At 43.9% G+C, this 21,227-nt stretch carries 22 protein-coding genes; 20 read left to right on the top strand and 2 right to left on the bottom strand.

The window, feature by feature from the left end:
- Positions 1-3: 3 nt before the first annotated feature.
- Together PQ478_RS20195 and PQ478_RS20190 are read right to left on the bottom strand one after the other, a co-directional pair.
- Positions 4-1,755: a methyl-accepting chemotaxis protein gene (locus tag PQ478_RS20195; protein WP_289235379.1), complete on the bottom strand. Its 1,752-nt coding sequence runs from the start codon at positions 1,753-1,755 to the stop codon at positions 4-6.
- Positions 1,756-1,869: 114 nt separating this feature from the next.
- A complete protein-coding gene (locus tag PQ478_RS20190) occupies positions 1,870-3,186 on the bottom strand; it encodes an FAD-dependent oxidoreductase (protein ID WP_289235378.1) in 1,317 nt (438 codons plus the stop codon).
- 132 nt (positions 3,187-3,318) lie between these two features.
- On the opposite strand from PQ478_RS20190, the gene prfA reads away from it, so the two are divergent.
- The 20 genes from prfA to PQ478_RS20090 all read left to right on the top strand — a co-directional run bounded on the left by prfA (position 3,319) and on the right by PQ478_RS20090 (position 21,222).
- Entirely contained in the window at positions 3,319-4,389 is a 1,071-nt protein-coding gene (gene prfA, locus PQ478_RS20185) for a peptide chain release factor 1 (protein ID WP_012960723.1), read from the top strand.
- Entirely contained in the window at positions 4,376-5,257 is an 882-nt protein-coding gene (gene prmC / locus PQ478_RS20180; protein WP_012960722.1) for a peptide chain release factor N(5)-glutamine methyltransferase, read from the top strand. The genes prfA and prmC overlap by 14 nt, the downstream gene beginning before the upstream one ends.
- Positions 5,258-5,359: 102 nt before the next feature.
- Positions 5,360-5,983, top strand: coding sequence for a stage II sporulation protein R (gene spoIIR, locus PQ478_RS20175; RefSeq protein ID WP_435521089.1), 624 nt, complete (start codon positions 5,360-5,362; stop codon positions 5,981-5,983).
- 95 nt (positions 5,984-6,078) lie between these two features.
- Positions 6,079-6,522: a GNAT family N-acetyltransferase gene (locus PQ478_RS20170; RefSeq protein WP_012960720.1), complete on the top strand. Its 444-nt coding sequence runs from the start codon at positions 6,079-6,081 to the stop codon at positions 6,520-6,522.
- 247 nt (positions 6,523-6,769) lie between these two features.
- A complete protein-coding gene (locus PQ478_RS20165; protein ID WP_289235376.1) occupies positions 6,770-7,810 on the top strand; it encodes an L-threonylcarbamoyladenylate synthase in 1,041 nt (346 codons plus the stop codon).
- 466 nt (positions 7,811-8,276) lie between these two features.
- On the top strand, positions 8,277-8,819 hold the full coding sequence (locus PQ478_RS20160) for a manganese efflux pump MntP (protein ID WP_289235375.1): 543 nt from the start codon (positions 8,277-8,279) through the stop codon (positions 8,817-8,819).
- 163 nt (positions 8,820-8,982) lie between these two features.
- On the top strand, positions 8,983-9,423 hold the full coding sequence (locus PQ478_RS20155) for a low molecular weight protein arginine phosphatase (RefSeq protein WP_289237014.1): 441 nt from the start codon (positions 8,983-8,985) through the stop codon (positions 9,421-9,423).
- 48 nt (positions 9,424-9,471) lie between these two features.
- Positions 9,472-10,767, top strand: coding sequence for a methyl-accepting chemotaxis protein (locus tag PQ478_RS20150; protein ID WP_289235374.1), 1,296 nt, complete (start codon positions 9,472-9,474; stop codon positions 10,765-10,767).
- 102 nt (positions 10,768-10,869) lie between these two features.
- Positions 10,870-11,307 carry a ribose 5-phosphate isomerase B gene (gene rpiB, locus PQ478_RS20145; RefSeq protein ID WP_012960715.1) on the top strand — a complete coding sequence of 146 codons (438 nt, stop codon included), beginning with the start codon at positions 10,870-10,872 and terminating at the stop codon, positions 11,305-11,307.
- Positions 11,308-11,323: 16 nt separating this feature from the next.
- Positions 11,324-11,890, top strand: coding sequence for a TIGR01440 family protein (locus tag PQ478_RS20140; protein ID WP_075681887.1), 567 nt, complete (start codon positions 11,324-11,326; stop codon positions 11,888-11,890).
- Positions 11,891-12,007: 117 nt separating this feature from the next.
- Entirely contained in the window at positions 12,008-13,255 is a 1,248-nt protein-coding gene (gene glyA / locus PQ478_RS20135) for a serine hydroxymethyltransferase (protein ID WP_012960713.1), read from the top strand.
- Between the two features lie 247 nt (positions 13,256-13,502).
- A complete protein-coding gene (gene upp / locus PQ478_RS20130; protein ID WP_012960712.1) occupies positions 13,503-14,132 on the top strand; it encodes a uracil phosphoribosyltransferase in 630 nt (209 codons plus the stop codon).
- 52 nt (positions 14,133-14,184) lie between these two features.
- Positions 14,185-15,342 (top strand): non-hydrolyzing UDP-N-acetylglucosamine 2-epimerase, encoded by a 1,158-nt coding sequence (gene wecB, locus PQ478_RS20125; protein ID WP_289235373.1) that lies wholly within the window; start codon positions 14,185-14,187, stop codon positions 15,340-15,342.
- A 123-nt stretch (positions 15,343-15,465) separates the two neighbouring features.
- Complete coding sequence (locus PQ478_RS20120; RefSeq protein WP_289235372.1) at positions 15,466-17,736, top strand: S8 family serine peptidase; 2,271 nt, start codon at positions 15,466-15,468, stop codon at positions 17,734-17,736.
- Between the two features lie 626 nt (positions 17,737-18,362).
- Positions 18,363-18,587, top strand: coding sequence for an AtpZ/AtpI family protein (locus tag PQ478_RS20115; protein ID WP_022629369.1), 225 nt, complete (start codon positions 18,363-18,365; stop codon positions 18,585-18,587).
- Positions 18,580-18,981, top strand: a complete 402-nt coding sequence (locus PQ478_RS20110) for an ATP synthase subunit I (RefSeq protein ID WP_289235371.1) — start codon at positions 18,580-18,582, stop codon at positions 18,979-18,981. The genes PQ478_RS20115 and PQ478_RS20110 overlap by 8 nt, the downstream gene beginning before the upstream one ends.
- 7 nt (positions 18,982-18,988) lie before the next feature.
- On the top strand, positions 18,989-19,702 hold the full coding sequence (gene atpB, locus PQ478_RS20105) for a F0F1 ATP synthase subunit A (protein WP_022629367.1): 714 nt from the start codon (positions 18,989-18,991) through the stop codon (positions 19,700-19,702).
- A 94-nt stretch (positions 19,703-19,796) separates the two neighbouring features.
- Positions 19,797-20,009: a F0F1 ATP synthase subunit C gene (atpE, locus tag PQ478_RS20100; protein ID WP_022629366.1), complete on the top strand. Its 213-nt coding sequence runs from the start codon at positions 19,797-19,799 to the stop codon at positions 20,007-20,009.
- 173 nt (positions 20,010-20,182) lie between these two features.
- On the top strand, positions 20,183-20,677 hold the full coding sequence (gene atpF / locus PQ478_RS20095) for a F0F1 ATP synthase subunit B (RefSeq protein ID WP_022629365.1): 495 nt from the start codon (positions 20,183-20,185) through the stop codon (positions 20,675-20,677).
- Positions 20,674-21,222, top strand: coding sequence for a F0F1 ATP synthase subunit delta (locus PQ478_RS20090; RefSeq protein ID WP_289235370.1), 549 nt, complete (start codon positions 20,674-20,676; stop codon positions 21,220-21,222). Before atpF ends, PQ478_RS20090 begins: the two co-directional genes overlap by 4 nt.
- Positions 21,223-21,227: the final 5 nt, after the last annotated feature.

Here is a 21,227-nt window from a genome sequence, read left to right as displayed (position 1 = left end):
TCTCTAAAGCCTGAATTGTTTAATGGATTCCTGTAGTGATTCTGCCATATCTGACAGCACGTTGGAAGCTGCACTGATCTCTTGCATAGTAGCATTTTGTTCTTCGGCAGAGGCCGCTACATTTTGTGAGTAATCAGAAGAACTCGCTGCAATATGCGAAGCTGCTTCAATCGCCTGAGCCATTTCTTCGGTCGCTGTTTTAATGTCTTCAATGGCATTTGTAACGTCTGTAAATTGGGATGTTACCTCATTAATGGATGCGGTAATATCGCTAAACTCTGTGCCTGCTTGATCTACAAGAGCATTCCCATCTTTTACGGCAGCTTTGCCCGCCTCCATAGAAATGACCGATTGGGAAATGTCTTTTTGGATATCTGATATTAGGTGGTTAATTTGGCTCGCAGACTGGCTTGACTGTTCGGCGAGCTTTCGGACCTCATCAGCCACAACAGCAAACCCCCTGCCGTGCTCACCTGCGCGAGCAGCTTCAATGGCTGCATTTAGAGCAAGCAGATTTGTTTGTTGTGACACGGCTGTAATCATTGAAACGATCGTCTCAATTTCATTTGATTTGCTTCCGAGCCTGTGTACGACTCCTTGGATCTCATCGGTTTTATCATCAATGACCTTCATTTGATTAATTGTCTGCAAAATAACCTGTCCACCTGATTCTGACTTTGCCCTCGTTACAGCAGCGGACTCGTTTACTGCTTGTACACTGCTCGAGATATGATTCATATTATCTAAAATAGCTGCGGTGGAATGTCTAGCTTGTTTCGCAGCTGCAGCTTGCTCGTCTCCTGCAGAAGCTACCTCCTGAATGGAATCGGTAATTTGTTCTGAAGCCCGGCTTGTCTCTTCGGCGCTGGCTGTTAATTGTTCAGATGTTGCTGCCACTTGAGTAGAAGCATCAGAAATTTGACTGATCATCTCACGGAAACGGTTCGTCATCACGTGAACATTTTTAGATAAAGAACCTATTTCATCTTTATACCCTTGATCTTGGTCATACCTTTCTAGGTGGCCATCTGCTAACTTCTGCACCTGCTGATCCACCCGGATAATCCGTTCTGAGAATAGCTTTGAAAAAAGATAGATAATGAGTCCTCCAATGAGCAAGGAGACGCTTAGTACAATTAAAATATTACGTAAAATAGAATTAGCTTCTGCGTTAAAGTCACTCATATATGAACCGCCTGAAATCACCCAGCCCCAGTTCGGGTCATAAAGGTTGTACATAATTTTCGGTGCGACTGTATTAAGGTCGTTAGGCATTGCCCATTGATAACGAGTAAAGCCTCCGCCGGCTTGAGCGACTTCTATCGCCTCTTGAGCGAAATACTGCCCTTCCACATCCTGAACATTATATAAATTTTCACCTTCTATATTAGGGTGAGCAACCAATGTTCCGGCTTCGTCATACACGATAATATAGCCGTTCTCGCCAAGGTCAATATTCGGATTGACAGGCCTTGTACCATCAGCTTGTCTCTCGCCAAGAATCGCGGTCTTTACTCGATCCTGCGCTTCTTCTAACGTTAGAGCCCCGCTTTCAACCTCGGTTTGCACCATACGAATAAGCTCGGCAGTCATGTAGACACTGTTTTGAATTTTAGTTGCTCCGACCTCATCTAAGCTGGTTTTTGAAGTGAAGTAGCTAGTGAGGCCGATTATTAAGCTTGGAACTAGGAGCAGCAGTAAGGTAATGATGACGAGCTTTTGCCGAATATTCATATCCCTAACCCATTTAACCACAATAAAACCCCCCTTATGTAAACCTTTACAGGACTAATTATATAGTATATCGGCACTATTTTCAGAAAAGTTAAACAGATAAACGCAAAAAAAGAGAGCCCTTATTCAGGACTCTTACCCTCTGCGCCTCGATGCCTGCTGAACGGGATCCCATACACCGTTATAAGGAGGGGCATAAGCCAGGTCAAGATTTTCGAGGTCTTCCATCGTCATTTTGTGGTAAAGGGCAGTTGCAAGCACATCAATCCGTTTGTCCACACCTTCTTTGCCGATAATTTGAGCGCCTAGCAGCTGCTCGGTATGACGCTGGTACATCAAACGAATGGTCAGTATTTCTGAGCCGGGGTAGTATGTAGCGTGATGTGGTATCTCTGCATCCACAATTTCGGTTGGGATACGAAGCTCTTCAGCTTCCCTCAGGGATAGGCCTGTCCGTCCAAGCGTCAGCGAAAAGAATTTCATAATCGATGTACCGACGATTCCTTTAAATGTTCTTGAAGCTCCTGCCATATTCAAACCGGCAATACGTCCTTGCTTATTTGCGTGAGTACCAAGCGGGATAAAGTCATCATGCTCTTTAATGCGGTGGTATTGAGTGGCACAGTCGCCAGCGGCATAGACATCCGGGATATTTGTTTCCATATAGCCATTTACTTGGATCGCGCCATTTGCATGCAAGTGCACGCCGCAGTCCTCTAAAAAGTGAGTGTTAGGTTTCACACCGATTGCTACAATGACCATATCTACCTTGAACGATTGCTTATCAGTTACAATTTCTTCGACGCGGCTGTCTCCTTTAAATCCTTTCACTTCCTCATTAAACAGCAGCTTCACGCCGTGCTTTTCAGCTTCCTCATGGATTAAGTTCGCCATCTCTTGATCAAAAATTTTAGCAAGCTGCGGTCCGCGCTCAATCATCGTTACTTTCTTTCCTTGCTCAACAAAGTTTTCAGCCATTTCAAGGCCGATATAACCGCCGCCAATGACAGCAATATGATGTGTATCATTATGCATATCTTTTATGACTGCTTCTGTATCTGGAATCGTTTTAACCGTATGAATACCGTCTAGGTCAGCCCCGTCCCAATCAGGAACGATCGGGCTAGCTCCTGTCGCGATTAATAATTTCTCATATGGAACGCTGAAATCTTTGCCTGAAACGAGCTTCTTTTCCGTATCGACATGGGTTACCTCATGATTAACGCGTGCGTCGATCCCGTATTTAGAGCGAAACGTTTCCACATCACGAGCCACTAAATCATCAAGTCCCCCTTTCACTAAACCCCCCACGGCATATGGGAGGCCGCACTGAGCGTAGGAATAATACTCACCCATCTCGAGTGTTGTAACGTCTGCATCCTTATTACGTCTCACAATCTGCATTGCTGCACTCATGCCGGCAGCATCTCCGCCGATAATTACATATTTCATCGTCATCACCTCATACTAGTAATATTCCCAGAAGATGCTCGCATAAAACTGTTTTAGGGTTGATTGACCCTTTTGTATCGATATACTATAATTAGAATGTTATGCACTGGAAATATTAATGAGGTGAAAGCCGTGTTAGATCGATTACAATCAGTAGAAGACCGTTACAATCGGTTAAATGAATTATTAAGTGACCCGGATATAATTAGTGACTCAAAGAAATTACGTGAGTTTTCAAAAGAACAATCAGACATCGAAGAAACAGTTCAAGCATACCGCGAGTATAAAGAGGTTGTATCGCAATATAAAGATGCAAAAGCAATGCTTGAAGATAAGCTGGATGATGAAATGTATGCCATGGTAAAAGAAGAAATGGATGAGCTTTCAACTCGTCAAGAAGAGCTTGAGGCACGCCTTAAAATTCTTCTTCTTCCAAAGGATCCTAACGATGACAAGAACGTTATCGTAGAGATTCGCGGAGCTGCAGGCGGAGATGAGGCGCAGTTATTTGCTGGCGACCTTTATAAAATGTATTCAAGATTCGCTGAAGCACAAGGATGGAAGACAGAAGTGATTGAAGCCACATCCACAGAGCTTGGTGGATACAAAGAGATTATTTTCAGTGTGAACGGGGCAGGAGCTTATTCTAAATTAAAGTATGAAAACGGAGCGCACCGCGTACAGCGTGTTCCTCAAACAGAGTCTGGCGGCCGTATCCATACATCTACAGCAACTGTTGCCGTACTTCCTGAAGCAGAAGAAGTAGAAGTAGAAATCCACGAAAAAGACATTCGTGTAGATACATTTACGTCAAGCGGACCAGGCGGACAAAGTGTAAATACAACGATGTCAGCCGTTCGTTTAACTCACTTGCCAACAGGTACGGTTGTATCATGTCAAGATGAAAAATCTCAAATTAAAAACAAAGAAAAAGCGATGAAGGTACTTCGTGCGCGTGTCTATGATAAAGTTCAACGCGAGGTGCAGGCAGAGTACGATCAAAACCGTAAGCTGGCTGTTGGTACTGGTGACCGTTCTGAGCGTATTCGTACGTACAACTTCCCGCAAAGTCGTGTAACAGATCACCGCATCGGTTTAACGATTCAAAAGCTTGAGCAGATCTTGCAAGGTAAGCTTGATGAAGTCATTGATGCCTTGATTGTAGAAGAGCAAGCAGAAGCGATGCAAAATGCTGAAGAGTAATCAAACACCTAAGACCATACACGAAGCCCTCCGTTGGGCTTCTTCTTTTTTAGAAGAGGCAGGCGGTGAGGCAACGGCTGCTGAGTGGCTCTTATTGCATCACCTGAATATCAACCGGACAAAGATGTTTATGATGTTTCAGGATCCGATTGATTCAGGCGTGTGGGAGGCGTTTAAAAAAGACGTTCTCACTCATTCAAACGGGGTTCCTGTCCAGCATTTGATGGGCTATCAAGAATTTTACGGCAGGCGTTTTCAAGTAAATGGAGATGTGTTAATTCCCCGCCCAGAAACAGAAGAGCTGATCGAGCATGTGCTTCATTTGAAACAAAGCTTGTGGGGAGATGCATCTGTTGATGTACTCGATGTAGGGGCAGGAAGCGGCGCAATCGGCGTTACGCTTGCGCTTGAGTGCGCGGAGATGAAGGTCGAAGCTGTTGATATATCAAAAGAGGCATTAGAAATAGCGAGATTAAATGCCGAAACGTTGGATGCTAAAATGTCCTTTTTTGAAAGTGACCTTCTTTCTACTCCTATCCAAATGGAAAAAAGATTCGACATCATTGTCTCAAATCCACCGTACATTCCACTAGGTGAGCACGATGAATTAGCGGTTCATGTACGTGAACACGAGCCTCATCTTGCTTTATTTGGCGGGGAAGACGGGTATGAGCTGTATCGCCGTTTAACGACGGAGCTGCCAAAAGTAATGAAAGAAAAAGGGCTCATCGCCTTTGAAGTCGGTGCAGGACAAGGCGAGACGGTCCGATTGATGCTTGAGACTGCGTTCCCGAATGCCGAAACCGAAGTGAAATTAGATATAAACGGGAAAGACCGCATGGTGTTTGCCTATGGGAAGATGTACTAAAATACTAGACTCATTTTGTCGAACACTTTCATGTTTAACAATGCACTGCCCTGATCATACTGAGTGATGAAAGGGCGGTGCAATCAAATGAATCCAAAAGATATGAATCATAAGGTCATTATTTATCTATTATTCTCTTTATTCGTTTTACTAGTAAGCTATGAATCTCAGCAAACAGCAGCAGTAGCTGTTCATCACGAAACAGTCAGTCAGGATGAAGCGATCCGTCTTCGCATTTTAGCAAACAGTGATGCGGTGAGCGATCAGATTTTAAAGCGTGAAATTAGAGATGAGGTCAATGCAGCAATTACTGAATGGGTGACGGGATTAATTGATCTTGAGGATGCTAAAACTGAAATCCGCAATCATCTTCCTGAAATTGAAGCAATTGTGGCCAGGGAGCTTGAAAAGCAAGGAATGAACCAGGAATTCACTGTAGCATTTGATGAAGTTCAATTTCCTACTAAGTTATACGGCAATCTCGTTTATCCAGCAGGTATCTATGATGCGGTTTTGATCACATTAGGCGAGGGAATGGGTGAAAACTGGTGGTGCGTATTATTCCCGCCATTATGCTTTTTAGATATGGCAAACGGGGAAGCGGTTGAAACATCTGCTGAGGGTAACGCAGCAGTTGAATCAGAGGAAGAAATTGAAGTGACATTCTTTGTCGTAGAAATCTTCTCAAACATTGTTGAAAGTCTTTTTGGCAAGGAACAGGCATAATTACTCGCGTTCCGCATAGATATCGAGTAAGAAGGTGCACGGGTGAGACAAGCTCAAACATCGTGCAGCTTGATTCGGGCGGAGGAGTGGATAGAATGAGTATCGTTGTCAGAAGAGCTGCAACAAAAGATATATTGCCGATCCAAAGATTAGTGGCGAGAGCGGGATTAAGTTCAGCAGGCATTGAACATGCTGTCGCTCAGTTCCTTGTTGTAGAAAATGAGGACGAGCAGATTATTGGGGCAGTGGGGATTGAACAGTACGAACACAATGCACTAATGCGTTCACTTGTGCTAGATTCACCGATTTGGACGGGTGTTCTCACCTTGGAGTTTTTACAGGTGGCCCTAGCCTATGCTAAAGATCAAGATATTAGAACCGTTTATATGTGCGCAAAGTCTTCTTCGCCTCTTTTTTACCAACTCGATTTTAAAGAGGTCAAAAAAGAGCGAATTCCAAAAGCGGTGAAACAATCCACGCATTATCAACAGACGGTGGATGAATCGGTGAGAGTATGGGCATGTGAATTGGATGATTAAATGTAAGCATTAACATGTGAATAACTGCGCGGAAAAAGGGTAAAAACAGACACTTATACACAAGTTGTCCACAGCAGTGGATAACTTGTTTTTTGATTTGTATGAATACATTTGTCGAATCATGGCTAAGGGGTAACTGAAAATGATGGAAAACCCTTGGTGCAGCTGAGATATAGTCGATTATTGTCACCTCGTTTGACAATAGACGACAACCCTTGCAAAATAGAAGAGATAGGGGCGGTGTACAATGAGTTATAAACAGACAAAAATATTTAATGTGGATAAAATAAATGATGAAGATAAAAAGCGTGAATATATAAGCGATGCCGCGATGTGGATAAGTGAGGGAGAAGTTGTTGCGTTCCCCACAGAGACTGTGTATGGACTTGGAGCGAACGCACTCGATGAGAAAGCGATTGCTAAAATATTTGAAGCAAAAGGGCGGCCAAGTGATAATCCACTGATTGTCCACATTGCAAACAGGGACCAGCTGAGTGAGCTTGTTACAGAAATTACGCCTGCTGCTGAAAAACTTATGGAAGCATTCTGGCCAGGACCGTTGACCATTATCTATAAAAAGAAAGGTCCAATCGCACCTAATGTAACTGCAGGTCTCGAGACGGTAGCAATCCGCATGCCGAGCCACCCGCTCGCATTAAAATTAATTAAAGCCGCAAATGTACCAGTTGCCGCACCAAGTGCGAATCTTTCTGGAAAACCAAGCCCAACGACCGCAGCTCATGTGTATCATGACTTACAAGGTAGAATTGCTGGTGTCGTTGACGGGGGAAGCACAGGGGTAGGACTTGAATCAACCGTTCTTGACTGCTCTGTGGACCCGCCGATGCTCTATCGTCCCGGCGGCGTAACGATTGAGGAGCTGAAGGAAGTTGTCGGGGAAGTGGCCGTGGATCCATCACTAAAAAATACAGAAGATGCGCCCCGCTCTCCAGGAATGAAATATACCCACTACGCACCTAAAGGCAGCTTAACATTAGTTCATGATGCTTCCCGAATCCAGGCGCTGTTGGATGAGGCAAGTGGACAAAGGAAGAAAGTCGGCGTACTGACTACAGAAGAGCGCGCAGCTGAATACAAGGCTGACACAGTGATTGCGTGCGGTGCGCGAGAAGATTTAGCGACCGTTGCCGCAAAACTGTATGAAGCGCTACGCCAATTTGACCAGGAAAACGTCGATGTCATCTATTCCGAAACGTTCCCAAATGAAGGAGTAGGGGCAGCAATCATGAACCGCCTCGAAAAAGCAGCAGGTGGAAGAGTGATTTAAATGGGATTTTAATGAATTATGGATGGAATGAAGCTTAATGGAGCCTTTATGAGGAGAGATTTCTCTGATGAAGGCTCTTTGCTTTGAAATAAGATGAATTTTTTGTGTCGATAAGCACTTGTTGAGAGTGCAGCATGTGTAATATGAACATAAATAATCATTATTTAAACAAGTTAATAGATATTTCGAATAAACTATCAAGTAATTCGAACAAAAACCCATTTTTTTCGAACAAATGCATACATTAAATGGTAAATCGAACGCAAACCAGTCGCCTCCGCCTTTCTCTGTCTAGCTCCAGGGTTCAGGTAATCGTCGGCTTCACTTTGCCAAACGAAGCAAAAAGCGCTTCTTATTGCCAAAGCTCCACCCGACTCATACCTAACCGAACCCTTCCGCCTTTCTATTGTCCTATTATCCTTTGGACTTGCATACATTTTAGTAGCATGTGTGGGGAGTGAAGTGTATGCATGAGGTGGTTACTTTAATTATCATGGCGGGGGCGCTTGGGATGGATGCTTTTTCTGTTGCGCTTGGAATGGGGATGCTTGGCCTTAGGCTTCGCCAGATTTTTAGAATTGGCGTGACGATTGGGGCGTTTCATGTCATCATGCCGCTGATGGGCATCGTTACAGGGAAGGTGTTGTCTAATTATTTCGGAATGATCGCGACCTATATTGGCGGGGCGCTTTTGCTTATTATCGGGATTCAAATGATGATTGCGGCTTTGAAGTCGGATGATGATTCACTTGTCAAACCAATGGGCTGGGGGCTCTTTTTATTTGCGGTCAGTGTCAGCTTAGACAGCTTCTCAGCGGGACTCGGACTCGGGATGCTTGGTGCTAAAACGCTGCTTACTGTGGCTGTAATAGGTGCAATGAGTATGGTGCTCTCATGGGCAGGCCTTTTAATGGGGAGGAAGTTTGGACAATATATTGGCTCGTACGGTGAATTAATCGGCGGATGTATATTAATAGGTTTTGGCATTAAATTAATTATTCCGATGTAGGTGAGTGTATATTTATGCTTAGGTCTAACGATTCATTCAATCGTCATGAACAGTGATACAGTTTTCAAAAAAGCTGTGATAAGATGGAAGAAGATAGAGACAATAACAAATAATAAAAACTGAAACCACACGACAATACATGAGAGGAGGATGAATTATGGGAGTGAAACATATCTTATTTGTCTGCACAGGAAATACATGCCGAAGCCCGCTTGCTGAAGCGCTTTTAAGAGAACGAATGGGAGATAAAGTTGAAGTGAAATCTGCTGGTGTCCATGCTTTTCCTGGCAGCAAAGCTTCAGAGGGTACAAGTAGAGTTTTACTTGATAAAGGGATTGATCATGATCACACATCCCAGCCTGTGACTAATGACTTACTTGAGTGGGCAGATGTCGTTTTAACAATGACAGCCGGTCATAAGCAGCTCGTATGCAGTCAATTTTCAGAACACAGAGAAAAGGTACATACCTTAAAAGAATATGTTGGGGTTGATGCTCTTACAGCCGATATTGCTGATCCATTCGGTGGTTCGATTGAAGAATACGTGCGAACAGCCGATGATATTGAAGAGTGCTTAGATGAATTAGAGAAAAAATTGAAGTAACCATTGATCTATAGCAGTTCGATTTAACACGAGAGGTGGCGCATTGCGGTGGGGGAACGGAAAAAATATCGGGCGAGCATTCGTAAAAAGCTCGTTATAGGGATTAGCGGACTCGCGGTTGTTACATTTGGATTCAGTGCTATTTTTATTTTTATTTTAGGAGATTTCTTTGAAAGCTACTTTGGATTAAACCGGGAATCAGTCATAATTTTTACGCTGATTAAAGGTGTGTTTTGGAGCGGGGTGTTAGGGTTTGTTTGTGCGCCGCTTATTACAAAGCCTTTGCATGAGCTAGAAGAGGCCGCAAGACGTGCTGCAGCAGGTGACATCAAGCACGATGTGGCTGTTTCAAAATCAGATGACGAACTTCGTGCCTTAGGACTCGCTTACAATGAAATGCTCGACAGTCTGCGTCAAATGGTAAGAGACATTGATGAAAACTTCCATAAAACAAATGATGTCGTTAATGAAATGAATGCTTCATCTGAATTTGCGGCGACAAAAGCAGTTGATATCGGTAAAACGATGGATGAAATCGCTCAAGGTGCGGAAAGCTCTGCGTATGCAGTGCAGCACACTGCAGAAGCGATGGAAGAAGTGACGAAACTTGCGGTAAATGTAGAGGAAAGAGCGGTGCAGTCAACGGCTTCCTCTAAGCAAATGGTACAAGCTTTAACGGAGAGCCGGACGGCCATTGATGAGCTTGTTAAAGGGATTCATCAGCTCGCTACTGATAATAAAGAATCACGCGCAGCAGTCGGTCGCCTTGAAGATCAGGCAAGGGAGGTAGGAGAAATTATCAGCCTAGTCGGTGATATTGCGGCTCAAACAAATCTGCTTGCCCTCAATGCATCGATTGAAGCGGCGCGTGCAGGGGAGCATGGCCGAGGATTTGCGGTTGTAGCCGATGAAGTAAGAAAGCTTGCTGACCAAAGTGCACAAGCTGTTCAGGGGATCTCAAGCTTGATTCATAAAATGCAAGAAGAAGTGCAGACTGTTGTCTATCAAATTGATGAGCAGGTAAATGCTGCGATTCATCAGGCAGAACGAGGAAGTCAAACGAACGAAACGATCGCCTTAATGGAAAGGTCCGTTCACGATGTAGCAACGGTCATTACAGATATTTCGAAAATGACGAAGCAGCAAATGGAATCAATTCAAGAGACCTCCCAGCAATCACAAGAGGTTGCGGCAATTGCAGAAGAAACATCAGCTGGGTCCACTGAGGTTACAGCAATGGCAGAGCAACAGGCTGAAACGATACAAGATATGTCTAAAACAGCGCAAATTTTATCAACTCACGCAAACCAATTGAAAGCAACGATCGAAAGGTTTACAATTTAGAAGATAAGATTGTCATAACGAAGAAACCGGAAAGCTCCAGTGCCTGCTCATAGAAGAGCGGGTGCTTGAGCTTTTCTTAAAACCATTTAGGAGGCTGTACAGATGAAAGTAGCAATTGGTTCAGATCACGGTGGAGTAAATATTAAAGAAGAAATTAAGCAACAGATGGAAGAAATGGGCATCGAGTTTGAGGATGTAGGATGCGAATGCGATACATCTGTCGACTATCCTGATTATGCGATTCCTGTTGCTGAGAAGGTAGCAAAAGGCGAAGTGGACCGCGGCATTCTAGTATGTGGGACAGGTATCGGTATGTCGATTGCTGCTAATAAAGTCAAAGGCATCCGCTGCGCCCTTGTACATGATACATTCAGTGCGAAAGCTACTCGCGAACATAATAACAGTAACGTCCTAGCAATGGGTGAGCGCGTTATTGGAGCTGGACTTGCCCGGGAAATAGCGAAAATCTGGCTTGAAACAGAGTATGAAGGTGGACGTCACGAGCGCCGTGTAAGTAAGATTACTGAATACGAAGCATAAAAGGAGTGGCCCCGTTATGGCGGTTGTAAAAGAAGAAATAAATGCTCAGCTTACGCAAGTATTACATGACTTACAGGCAATGATGCCTCTTACTCATGATCATCTTCTTGTTATTGGGACAAGCACGAGTGAAGTGGCAGGTGAACATATTGGGTCAAACGGATCACGGGACATTGCTGCGGCGATTTATGATGCACTCAGCCGTTTTCAAGATGAGACTGGAGTGAAGCTTGCTTTTCAATGCTGCGAGCACTTAAACCGGGCATTAGTCATTGAGGGATCAACGGCACGTGAACGCGGATATGATGCTGTTTCGGCGATTCCGATTCGAGCGGCCGGCGGGGCGATGGCAACGCATGCTTTTTCACGAATGGATAATCCTGTTCTTGTTGAATCGATTAAAGCGGATGCTGGAATTGATATCGGTGATACGTTTATTGGCATGCATTTAAAAGAAGTAGCTGTACCGATTCGCAGTCAAATTAAAGAAATCGGTCATGCGCATGTAACAATCGCTAAAACTCGTCCGAAGCTGATCGGAGGAATCCGAGCAAATTATTCGCGTACCGAAGAACATGAATAATCAGACCTGTTTTTGATAAATAGTACGGATTTTAGTTAATTCTTATGTTAGAATGTAGTTGAATCTAATGTTTGATACCTAAAAACCGAATGTGTAGGAACTGAAAGGGGAATAAGGATGGAGACATTAAAGAAACAAGACGAAAAAGTATATGAGGCGATTAAGTTAGAATTAGGTCGTCAACGTGACAAAATTGAATTAATTGCATCTGAGAATTTTGTTAGTGAAGCTGTAATGGAAGCTCAAGGTTCAGTGCTAACAAACAAATATGCAGAAGGCTACCCAGGCCGCCGCTATTATGGGGGTTGTGAGTATGTTGATATTGTAGAAGATATCGCGCGAGATCGTGCAAAAGAGATCTTTGGTGCAGAATATGTAAACGTGCAGCCTCACTCAGGTGCACAAGCGAACATGGCTGTATACTTCACAATCTTAGAACAAGGCGATACAGTTCTTGGTATGAACCTTTCACACGGCGGTCACTTAACGCACGGAAGCCCTGTTAACTTCAGTGGTGTTCAATACAACTTTGTTGAGTACGGTGTTGATGAGGAAACTCAGCGTGTTGATTATGATGTGGTACGTGAACTAGCTAAAGAACATAAGCCGAAATTAATCGTTGCGGGTGCAAGTGCATACCCTCGTGAGCTTGATTTTGAGAAATTCCGTGAAATCGCTGATGAAGTAGGCGCTTATCTAATGGTGGATATGGCTCATATTGCAGGTCTTGTTGCAACAGGCTTACATCCAAACCCAGTTCCTCACGCTCATTTTGTAACAACAACAACACATAAAACATTACGCGGACCTCGCGGCGGAATGATCCTTTGTAAAGAAGAATTCGGTAAAAAGATTGATAAATCAATCTTCCCTGGAATTCAAGGCGGACCGCTTATGCACGTTATTTCTGCAAAAGCAGTAGCGTTTGGCGAAGCACTATCTCCAGATTTCAAACAATACGGCGAGGCAGTTATTGCAAATGCGAAACGTCTAGGTGAAAAGCTTGTTTCAGAAGGCGTGAACCTTGTTTCAGGCGGAACAGATAATCACTTGCTGCTTCTTGACTTGCGTTCATTAAACCTAACTGGAAAAGTCGCAGAAAAAGCACTAGATGAAGTAGGGATTACAACGAATAAAAATACCATTCCATTTGACCCTGAAAGCCCGTTTGTAACAAGCGGTATCCGTATCGGAACAGCTGCTGTAACATCACGCGGTTTAGACTTAGAGGCAATGGATGAAATTGGTGCGTTGATTGCACTAACACTTAAAAATGTCGAGAACGAAGACAAGCTTAACGAAGTTCGTGAGCGTGTTGCAGCTCTTACGGCTAAATTCCCTATGTACCCTGAGCTTAAAATGTAATAAACAAACATCAACCCTCTTCCGGCTCGGCCGGGGAGGGCTTTTATTTTATAAAAGCCTCTCATATCAGCACATTTTAGTGAACTTTAAAAAACAAATTGTACAAAATCAATGAAATCTATCGTACAGGGTTGAGATCGCTTCACTTTTTGGGTAGAATTTTCAAGGAGCTATTAAAGGATATTAATCGACATAAGGGAGCTGCGCTAATTTCCCTTTAGTTCGCATAAAAAAGGAGTCGAGGCTGATGAGTAAGGTGTTTGTATTTGATCACCCATTAATTCAACACAAATTAACGTATATTCGTGACAAGAATACAGGAACGAAGGAATTCCGTGAGCTTGTAGATGAAGTAGCAGCGCTTATGGCATTCGAAATTACACGTGACTTACCTTTAAAAGATGTGGAAATTGAAACGCCGGTTGGGCCAGCAAATTCAAAAACAATCGCAGGGAAAAAGTTAGGTCTTGTGCCTATTTTACGTGCAGGTCTTGGAATGGTTGATGGAATTCTTCAAATGATTCCAGCTGCAAAAGTAGGGCATGTCGGCTTATACCGTGATCCTGAAACATTAAAGCCGGTAGAATACTACGTAAAGCTTCCAACTGATGTAAACGAGCGTGAATTCATCGTTATTGACCCAATGCTTGCGACAGGCGGTTCTGCAGTAGAAGCAATCAACAGCCTTAAAAAGCGCGGTGCGAAAACGATCAAGCTGATGTGTTTAGTTGCTGCCCCAGAAGGTGTTGAAGTGGTGAAAGATGAGCACCCTGATGTAGATATTTATCTTGCAGCCCTTGATGAGAAGTTAAACGAAAAAGGTTACATCGTCCCTGGTTTAGGTGACGCGGGTGACCGTTTATTTGGAACGAAATAAATAGATAATAAGTAAAGAATGAAATAAGTAACGTAGAAAAGAGGCTAAGCCGATGAGTTCAAAGTTGAAAGTCTTAACGGTGTTTGGGACAAGACCTGAAGCGATTAAAATGTCGCCTTTAGTGCTTGAGCTGAACAAGCATCAAGATACTATTCAATCGTTTGTAGCTGTAACAGGCCAGCATCGTGAAATGCTTGATCAAGTGCTTCAGTTATTTGATGTGAAGCCGGATTTTGACTTGAATATTATGAAAGAACGTCAAACGCTTGCTGATGTAACAACCAATGCGCTCCAAGGGTTAGATGGAGTCATTAAAGAAGTTGAGCCTGACATTGTGCTTGTGCATGGTGATACCACAACAACGTTTGTAGCAAGTCTTGCAGCTTTTTACAATCAAGTAGCTATTGGTCATGTTGAAGCAGGTCTTCGAACGTTCAATAAGTACTCTCCGTTTCCGGAAGAAGCGAACCGTATGCTGACAGGCGTATTAACTGATCTGCACTTCGCCCCGACAGAGCAGGCGCACAAACATTTGATTGATGAAAATAAGAAAGATGAATCGATCTTTATTACGGGAAATACAGCCATCGATGCCCTAAAGACTACGGTCAATGACAGCTATCAGCATGAGGTATTAGATAAAATTGGTGATGGCCGTCTAATCTTATTAACGGCGCATCGTCGTGAAAATTTAGGCGATCCAATGCGAAATATTTTCCGTGCAGTCCGTCGCATTGCAGATGAGCATCCGGATGCCCATGTTGTTTATCCTGTGCATTTAAATCCAGCCGTGCGCGAGATTGCTGGCGATATTTTAGGTGATCATGACCGTATTCACTTGATTGAACCTCTTGGTGTGCTTGATTTCCATAACTTTGCTAATCGTGCTGAAATTATTTTAACGGATTCTGGCGGTGTGCAGGAAGAAGCGCCGTCGCTTGGAACGCCGGTTCTTGTCCTGCGTGATACGACAGAGCGTCCTGAAGGTATTGAGGCAGGTACACTGAAGTTAGCTGGAACAGATGAAGATGATGTATATCGTCTTACAGATGAACTGCTTAGAAATAAAGAAGAATATGATCGCATGGCAAAAGCGTCGAACCCTTATGGGGACGGAGAAGCATCTGCCCGCATCGTTCAAGCCCTTCTTTATCATTTTACACAAACAAAAGAGCGTCCTGAGCCATTCAAGCCGCTTTCAGCCGAATAATTAAATATCTCGTACAATCGACCTAACTACTCTTGTAGTTAGGTCTTTTTTGTCTGCTTCATACATGATTTCTTCTTAATTACCCATACTACATATACGCAAAAAAGTTGGGAGGAGATTGATTTGCGTCAAATAGTCTGGCTATGCTGCTGTGTGCTGTTACTATCAGTGGTTTCACCGGCATATGCTACAAATGCAGTGTTTCCGGAACGACCGCAAATTACTGAAAGAAATCTTGAAGAGAATGAAAAAACAGTCGTTATAGTGACTGTAAAAGGTACGGTAGACGATGCAGTAGCGGAAGTGATGGCTGTCCTGCCTTCAAGTAAAGTGAGAAAAACGTTTAATCGTTTATATAATGGATTTTCCCTCGAGCTAGAAAAGGGAGATCTTGATGTATTAAAAAATGTTCAATCTGTAGAACGTGTTGATCAAATAGCACAATATGAAGCAAACCTCGACGGCAGTGTACCCTTTATCGGTGGCGACCATGTCAGAGGAATGTTCAGCCGTGACGGGGAGCGTTTAACCGGTAAAGGTGTGAAAGTGGCTGTGATTGATACGGGCATTGATTATAGACATCCTGATCTCCAAGCGAATTATAAAGGCGGCTATGATGTCGTCGATTATGATCATGATCCGATGGAGACACAAAGCACTCAAGGGGTGCCGACCTTGCACGGAACGCATGTTGCGGGAATTATTGCGGCCAATGGTCAAGTAAAAGGAGTGGCACCTGAAGCAGATATTTATGCGTATCGTGCTCTCGGACCAGGAGGACAGGGGACTACAGAACAAGTGATTGAAGCAATTGAAAAAGCAGTTGCTGACGGAGTAGACGTGCTTAATTTATCACTTGGAAATACAGTGAATGGACCCGACTGGCCGACAAGTGTTGCGCTTGATAAAGCAGTAGAGGAGGGGGTCGTTGCTGTCACTTCGAACGGAAACAGCGGACCTAAAATGTGGACGGTCGGCTCTCCCGGCACCTCGACAAAAGCAATATCCGTAGGTGCTTCAGCCCCGCCGATAAAAACACCTTACGCCACTGTATTCGGTGATGATGCAGAACTGACCCTGTTTCCGATGGGTGGAACAATGCCGTGGGCGTTAAAGCGAGATTTTCCGCTTGTTGACGGAGGCCTCGGCACGGAAGAGGATTTAGATGAGCTTGAGGTAGAAGGAAGTGTTCTTTTGGTAAAACGCGGCTTGATCCCGTTTACTGAAAAGGCTCATAATGCCAAAAAAGCTGGAGCTAAGGCAATGATTATTTACAACAATCTGCCGGGGGCATTTGTCGGCGTTGTAGAAGGCGGTGTGAAGCTGCCTGTTGTCAGTGTCACAAAAGAGGACGGAGAATATTTGCTCGATAAACTAGAGGAAGCACACAAAGAGCTGACGATCCGCACGATTTACCGGGAAGAAGAAGATTTTATTGCCCCGTTTTCCTCACGGGGACCGGTGACGCAAACGTGGGAAGTGAAGCCGGATCTAGTCGCTCCTGGTGTCTCGATCGACAGCACGGTTCCAAGAGGGTATTTAGCATTAAACGGAACAAGTATGTCAGCCCCGCATGTGGCAGGAGCTGCAGCCCTCGTGAAGCAGGCGCATCCTGACTGGTCGCCTGAGCAAATTAAAGCAGCATTGATGAACTCGGCTAAAAAGCTGACGTCACCAGAAGGGGAGAGGTATCTCCCGCATGAACAAGGGGCAGGCAGACTGCAGGTGGATGATGCATTAGAGTTAAAGACGCTCGTCTATCCGGGTGCTGTCACCTTTGGGAAATGGACAAAAGAAGATCCGCGTGAGAAGCGGGAAGTAACTTTTACGATTGAGAATCATGATAATCTGCCGCGGACTTATCACATCACGCCGCCATTTGAAGCGCCGGATGGACTACAGTGGGATGTGCCGTTTGCCACGACGCTTAAACCAGGTGAGAAGCGCGAGGTCAAACTCCAGCTCGATATGCTGCCTTCTGTTTTAGCTGAAGGCATCCATCATGGGGACATCCTCATTGAAGGCGGACGCGAGACGATTACGGTACCGTATGTTTTCTTTATTGAGGAGCCGAATTACCCGAGGCTGATGGCCTTTAACTTCGGACAAGGTGATACGGCAGATACGTATCGATATGAATTGTACTTACCTGGTGGAGCGGAAGAGTTTGGCATCGTTTTATATGATCCAGACACCTTTGAATTTGTCACCTTCCTCGACAGCAAAGAAGATATAGGCCGAGGGATGGTAGAAGGTACGTTAACAGATGTTGACTTAGAAGACGGCGTCTATAAAGCGCTGATTTATGCTGTGAACGACGGACAGGAAGATACAATTGAAGCATGGGTTACAATTGGAGAAGAACTCCCTCCGAGGAGTCAAGGACTCGAGTAGGGGAGTGCAAAAGAGCGCGTGGATGCGCTCTTTTTTGTTGGGTTTGGGAGTAGGGGAGTGGTGCGTCGTGTGAACCGGCGCAATTAATGTCAAAGTAGATAGAATAATGCCTGAGAGCTGCGCATATCATGTGTAAAGTGACGCAATAAGGTCGAATCGGCGCAATTAAGGCTGAGACTGAGGCATAAGAAAGTGGAAGCGACGCGATTGTGAGAGCAACCAGCGCAATAAGAGGGGGGATAGACGCAATCCGGCCGTCTGCTCTTATTAAGCCGTCTGCTCTGAACGAGGCCTAGATGCTCCATTCGACAAACCACACTAACACACCCACCCTTCGACACACTCCTACACAAACTCCAATATAACGCACGCAACCCATATATACCCATGACATAAATCCTTGACAATAATTTCTCACAAACATGTATAAAACCCTATAAAAATGTGGAATATGACAGAAGTGTGAACAAAGGAAGATATCGACAAATCTCTTTTTTTTTAGTCGGAAAACACATTGACACAAAGTTTTCGCTATTGTACGATTACAAAGGATATGATGATAAGGTTTACATACGAAAAGTGAAAAGGTTCGAAAGCTCTGGAAAAGCTTGAGGGGAGCGGTGTTCATGTCTAACGGGAAACGCAACCCATGGCGCGCGATGGCGCTTGTTTCAGTCATCTCATCCTATGTTGTAGGGGGAGTGGTGGCAGGTGTTTTTACCGGGTTATGGCTTGGGAATCGACTTGGTGCTAAACCGGTGTTCCTCATAGTATCTATCCTCATTGGTTTGGGTGTAGGTTTTTATGGCGTAATGAAGACGATTGAACCGTTCTTAGGAGACGATGAGTAATATGACTTCACTAGAAGGAAAAATGAAACAACATACAATTACAACTAGTATTTTGCTAGTGTTGTTTCTTGTATTATTTCTCATCACCCCACTTCAAACGCAATTCCTTGGCTTAGCTTTAGGCCTCTCCGTTAGTTTTCTTAATCTTTGGACAACCTACCGCAAGACTCAAGTAGTCGGAATGGTTGCCGACCGCAAAAGGAAACAGTCGTTTCTTCCATTTATTCTTGCAGGGTTTGGCTTCGGAATTCGTATTATTCTGACAATCGCTGCGGTGTATCTGGCCCTTATCTATCCGGACAAGTTAGATGTTATCTCAGTCATTGCAGGGCTTGCCCTGATCTATGTCATTATTATCCTTGATATGCTAGTTCAATTTGTGAGAAAGAGGTGAATTTAATATGGATCATGAAGCGCCTATACGAGAGTTTCTAGGGCTGAGCTTCAACATGTCCACAGTGCTTATGACGACTGTGACGTGTGTGATTGTGTTCTTGATCTGCTTTATTGGCTCAAGACGTCTCGCCATGCGTCCTTCTGGAATGCAGAACTTCCTAGAGTGGGCAATTGATTTCGTCCGTGGGATCGTTAAAGCGAACATGGACTGGAAGGTCGGTGGACAATTCATTGCACTCGCCTTCACCTTGCTATTCTATGTGTTTGTAGCAAACATGCTAGGGTTGCCATTTGAGCTTTATAACCCGAACACGCACGAGGTTTGGTGGAAATCACCAACATCTGATCCAGTCTTAACCTTAACAATGGCTGTGTTAGTCGTAGTACTGACTCACTATTACGGGATTAAGATCCGCGGGTTTGGCGAATATTTGAAAGATTATGTTCGTCCGGTACCATTTTTACTTCCATTTAAAATTATTGAGGAATTTGCCAACACGTTAACACTTGGAATGCGTCTATTCGGTAACGTATATGCAAAGGAAATCTTAATGATTTTACTTGTAGGTTTAGGAACATCAGGTTTACTTGGAATGTTTGGAGCATTCTTGCCGCTTATTGTATGGCAGGCATTTGGTATGTTTATCGGTGCGATCCAAGCGTACATTTTTGCCATGCTAGCGATGGTTTACATGGCACACAAAGTAGAAAGTCACTAATCTTAGTAACAACGCTTTGGTCAGGCTAGGTTTATAGGTTGGACAAGGCAATTAAATAAAAACTATTAAGTATACAATAGGGAGGAAATTTATCATGTCATTATTAGGCGCTGCAATTGCAGCAGGTTTAGCAGCGGTTGGTGGATCAATCGCAGTAGCAATTATCGTAAAAGCAACTCTTGAAGGTGTAACTCGTCAACCAGAACTTCGCGGTACACTTCAAACTCTAATGTTCATCGGTGTTCCTCTTGCTGAGGCGGTTCCGATTATCGCAATCGTTATCTCTTTCTTATTACTATTCTCATAATAAGATACGCACGAACAGTCTTTTCATTGTGCATAAAAATGGCGACAGTGTTCTGTTTGAACCTGCGCCATTCCTTATGTACGACTAACCGATTAGAATTATCCACCCGATAAAAGGGTGCCGAAATACGTTAGGTTACTTATTTTTCACGTCCAAGAAAGGAGTGAATCCACGTGGGTTTCGATAGCATTAACTGGGGCTCAGCCCTTTATCAACTTATCGCATTCTCAACGCTTTTATTCTTAGTAAGTAAGTTTGCTCTTAAGCCTCTTATGGGGATTATGGAGAAGCGTGAGCAGATCATCAATGATCAAATTGATTCTGCAGAGAAAAATCGTAAAGAAGCTGAGGCGTTTATCGCTGAGCAGCGTGCAGAGCTAGAGCGTGCGCGGACTGAAGCTAATGGAATTATTCAAAATGCGAAAAAACTTAGTGAACAGCAAGGTCAAGATATTGTAAAAGCAGCACGTGACGATGCTGAGCGTATTAAGGAATCAGCAGTAGCTGAGATCCAACGCGAGAAGGAACAAGCAGTAGCTGCCCTTCGTGAGCAAGTTGCGGGTCTATCTGTTCTTATTGCTACTAAAGTGATTGAAAAAGAACTTAATGAAGCAGAACAAGAGAAGCTTGTACAAGAGTATCTTAAAGAGGTAGGCGAGGAGCTATGAGCAACCAAGCAGTAGCCAATCGTTATGCATATGCCCTTTTTCAGCTTGCTGAAGAAAAAAGCATTTTATCTCAAGTTGTGCAGGAGATGGAGCTTGTAAAGGAAGTTGTGAATACAACGCCTGAATTTTTACAGCTTCTTTCGCACCCGAAAGTAACAGCAGAGAAGAAGCGTGCTTTCATTGAAAACAGCTTCAAAGATTCTCTAAGTGAAACAAGCCTTCATACACTGCTTCTATTAGTAGAAAACAAGCGTATTGAAAGTCTTGTGGATATGATTGATTCGTTTAAAGAAATGTCTTACGAGGCACAAGATATGGCTGAGGCTGTTGTGTATTCAGCTAAGCCGCTTACTAGCGAAGAGCAAGCGCAAATCGCTGTGATCTTTGCTAAAAAGGTGAACAAAGCGAAGCTTCTAGTAACCAATGTAGTGAATAAAGACCTTCTTGGCGGACTCAAGATTCGTATCGGAGACCGCATTTATGACGGCAGTGTTAAATCACAGCTAGACCGCTTAGAGCGTCAGCTGATTGCCGGTACACGTTAGTAGAA

This window comes from Alkalihalophilus pseudofirmus (assembly GCF_029094545.1).
In the GTDB taxonomy this organism is placed as follows: Bacteria; Bacillota; Bacilli; order Bacillales; family Bacillaceae_D; genus Alkalihalophilus; species Alkalihalophilus pseudofirmus.
This window is presented reverse-complemented; position numbering and strand designations above follow the sequence as displayed.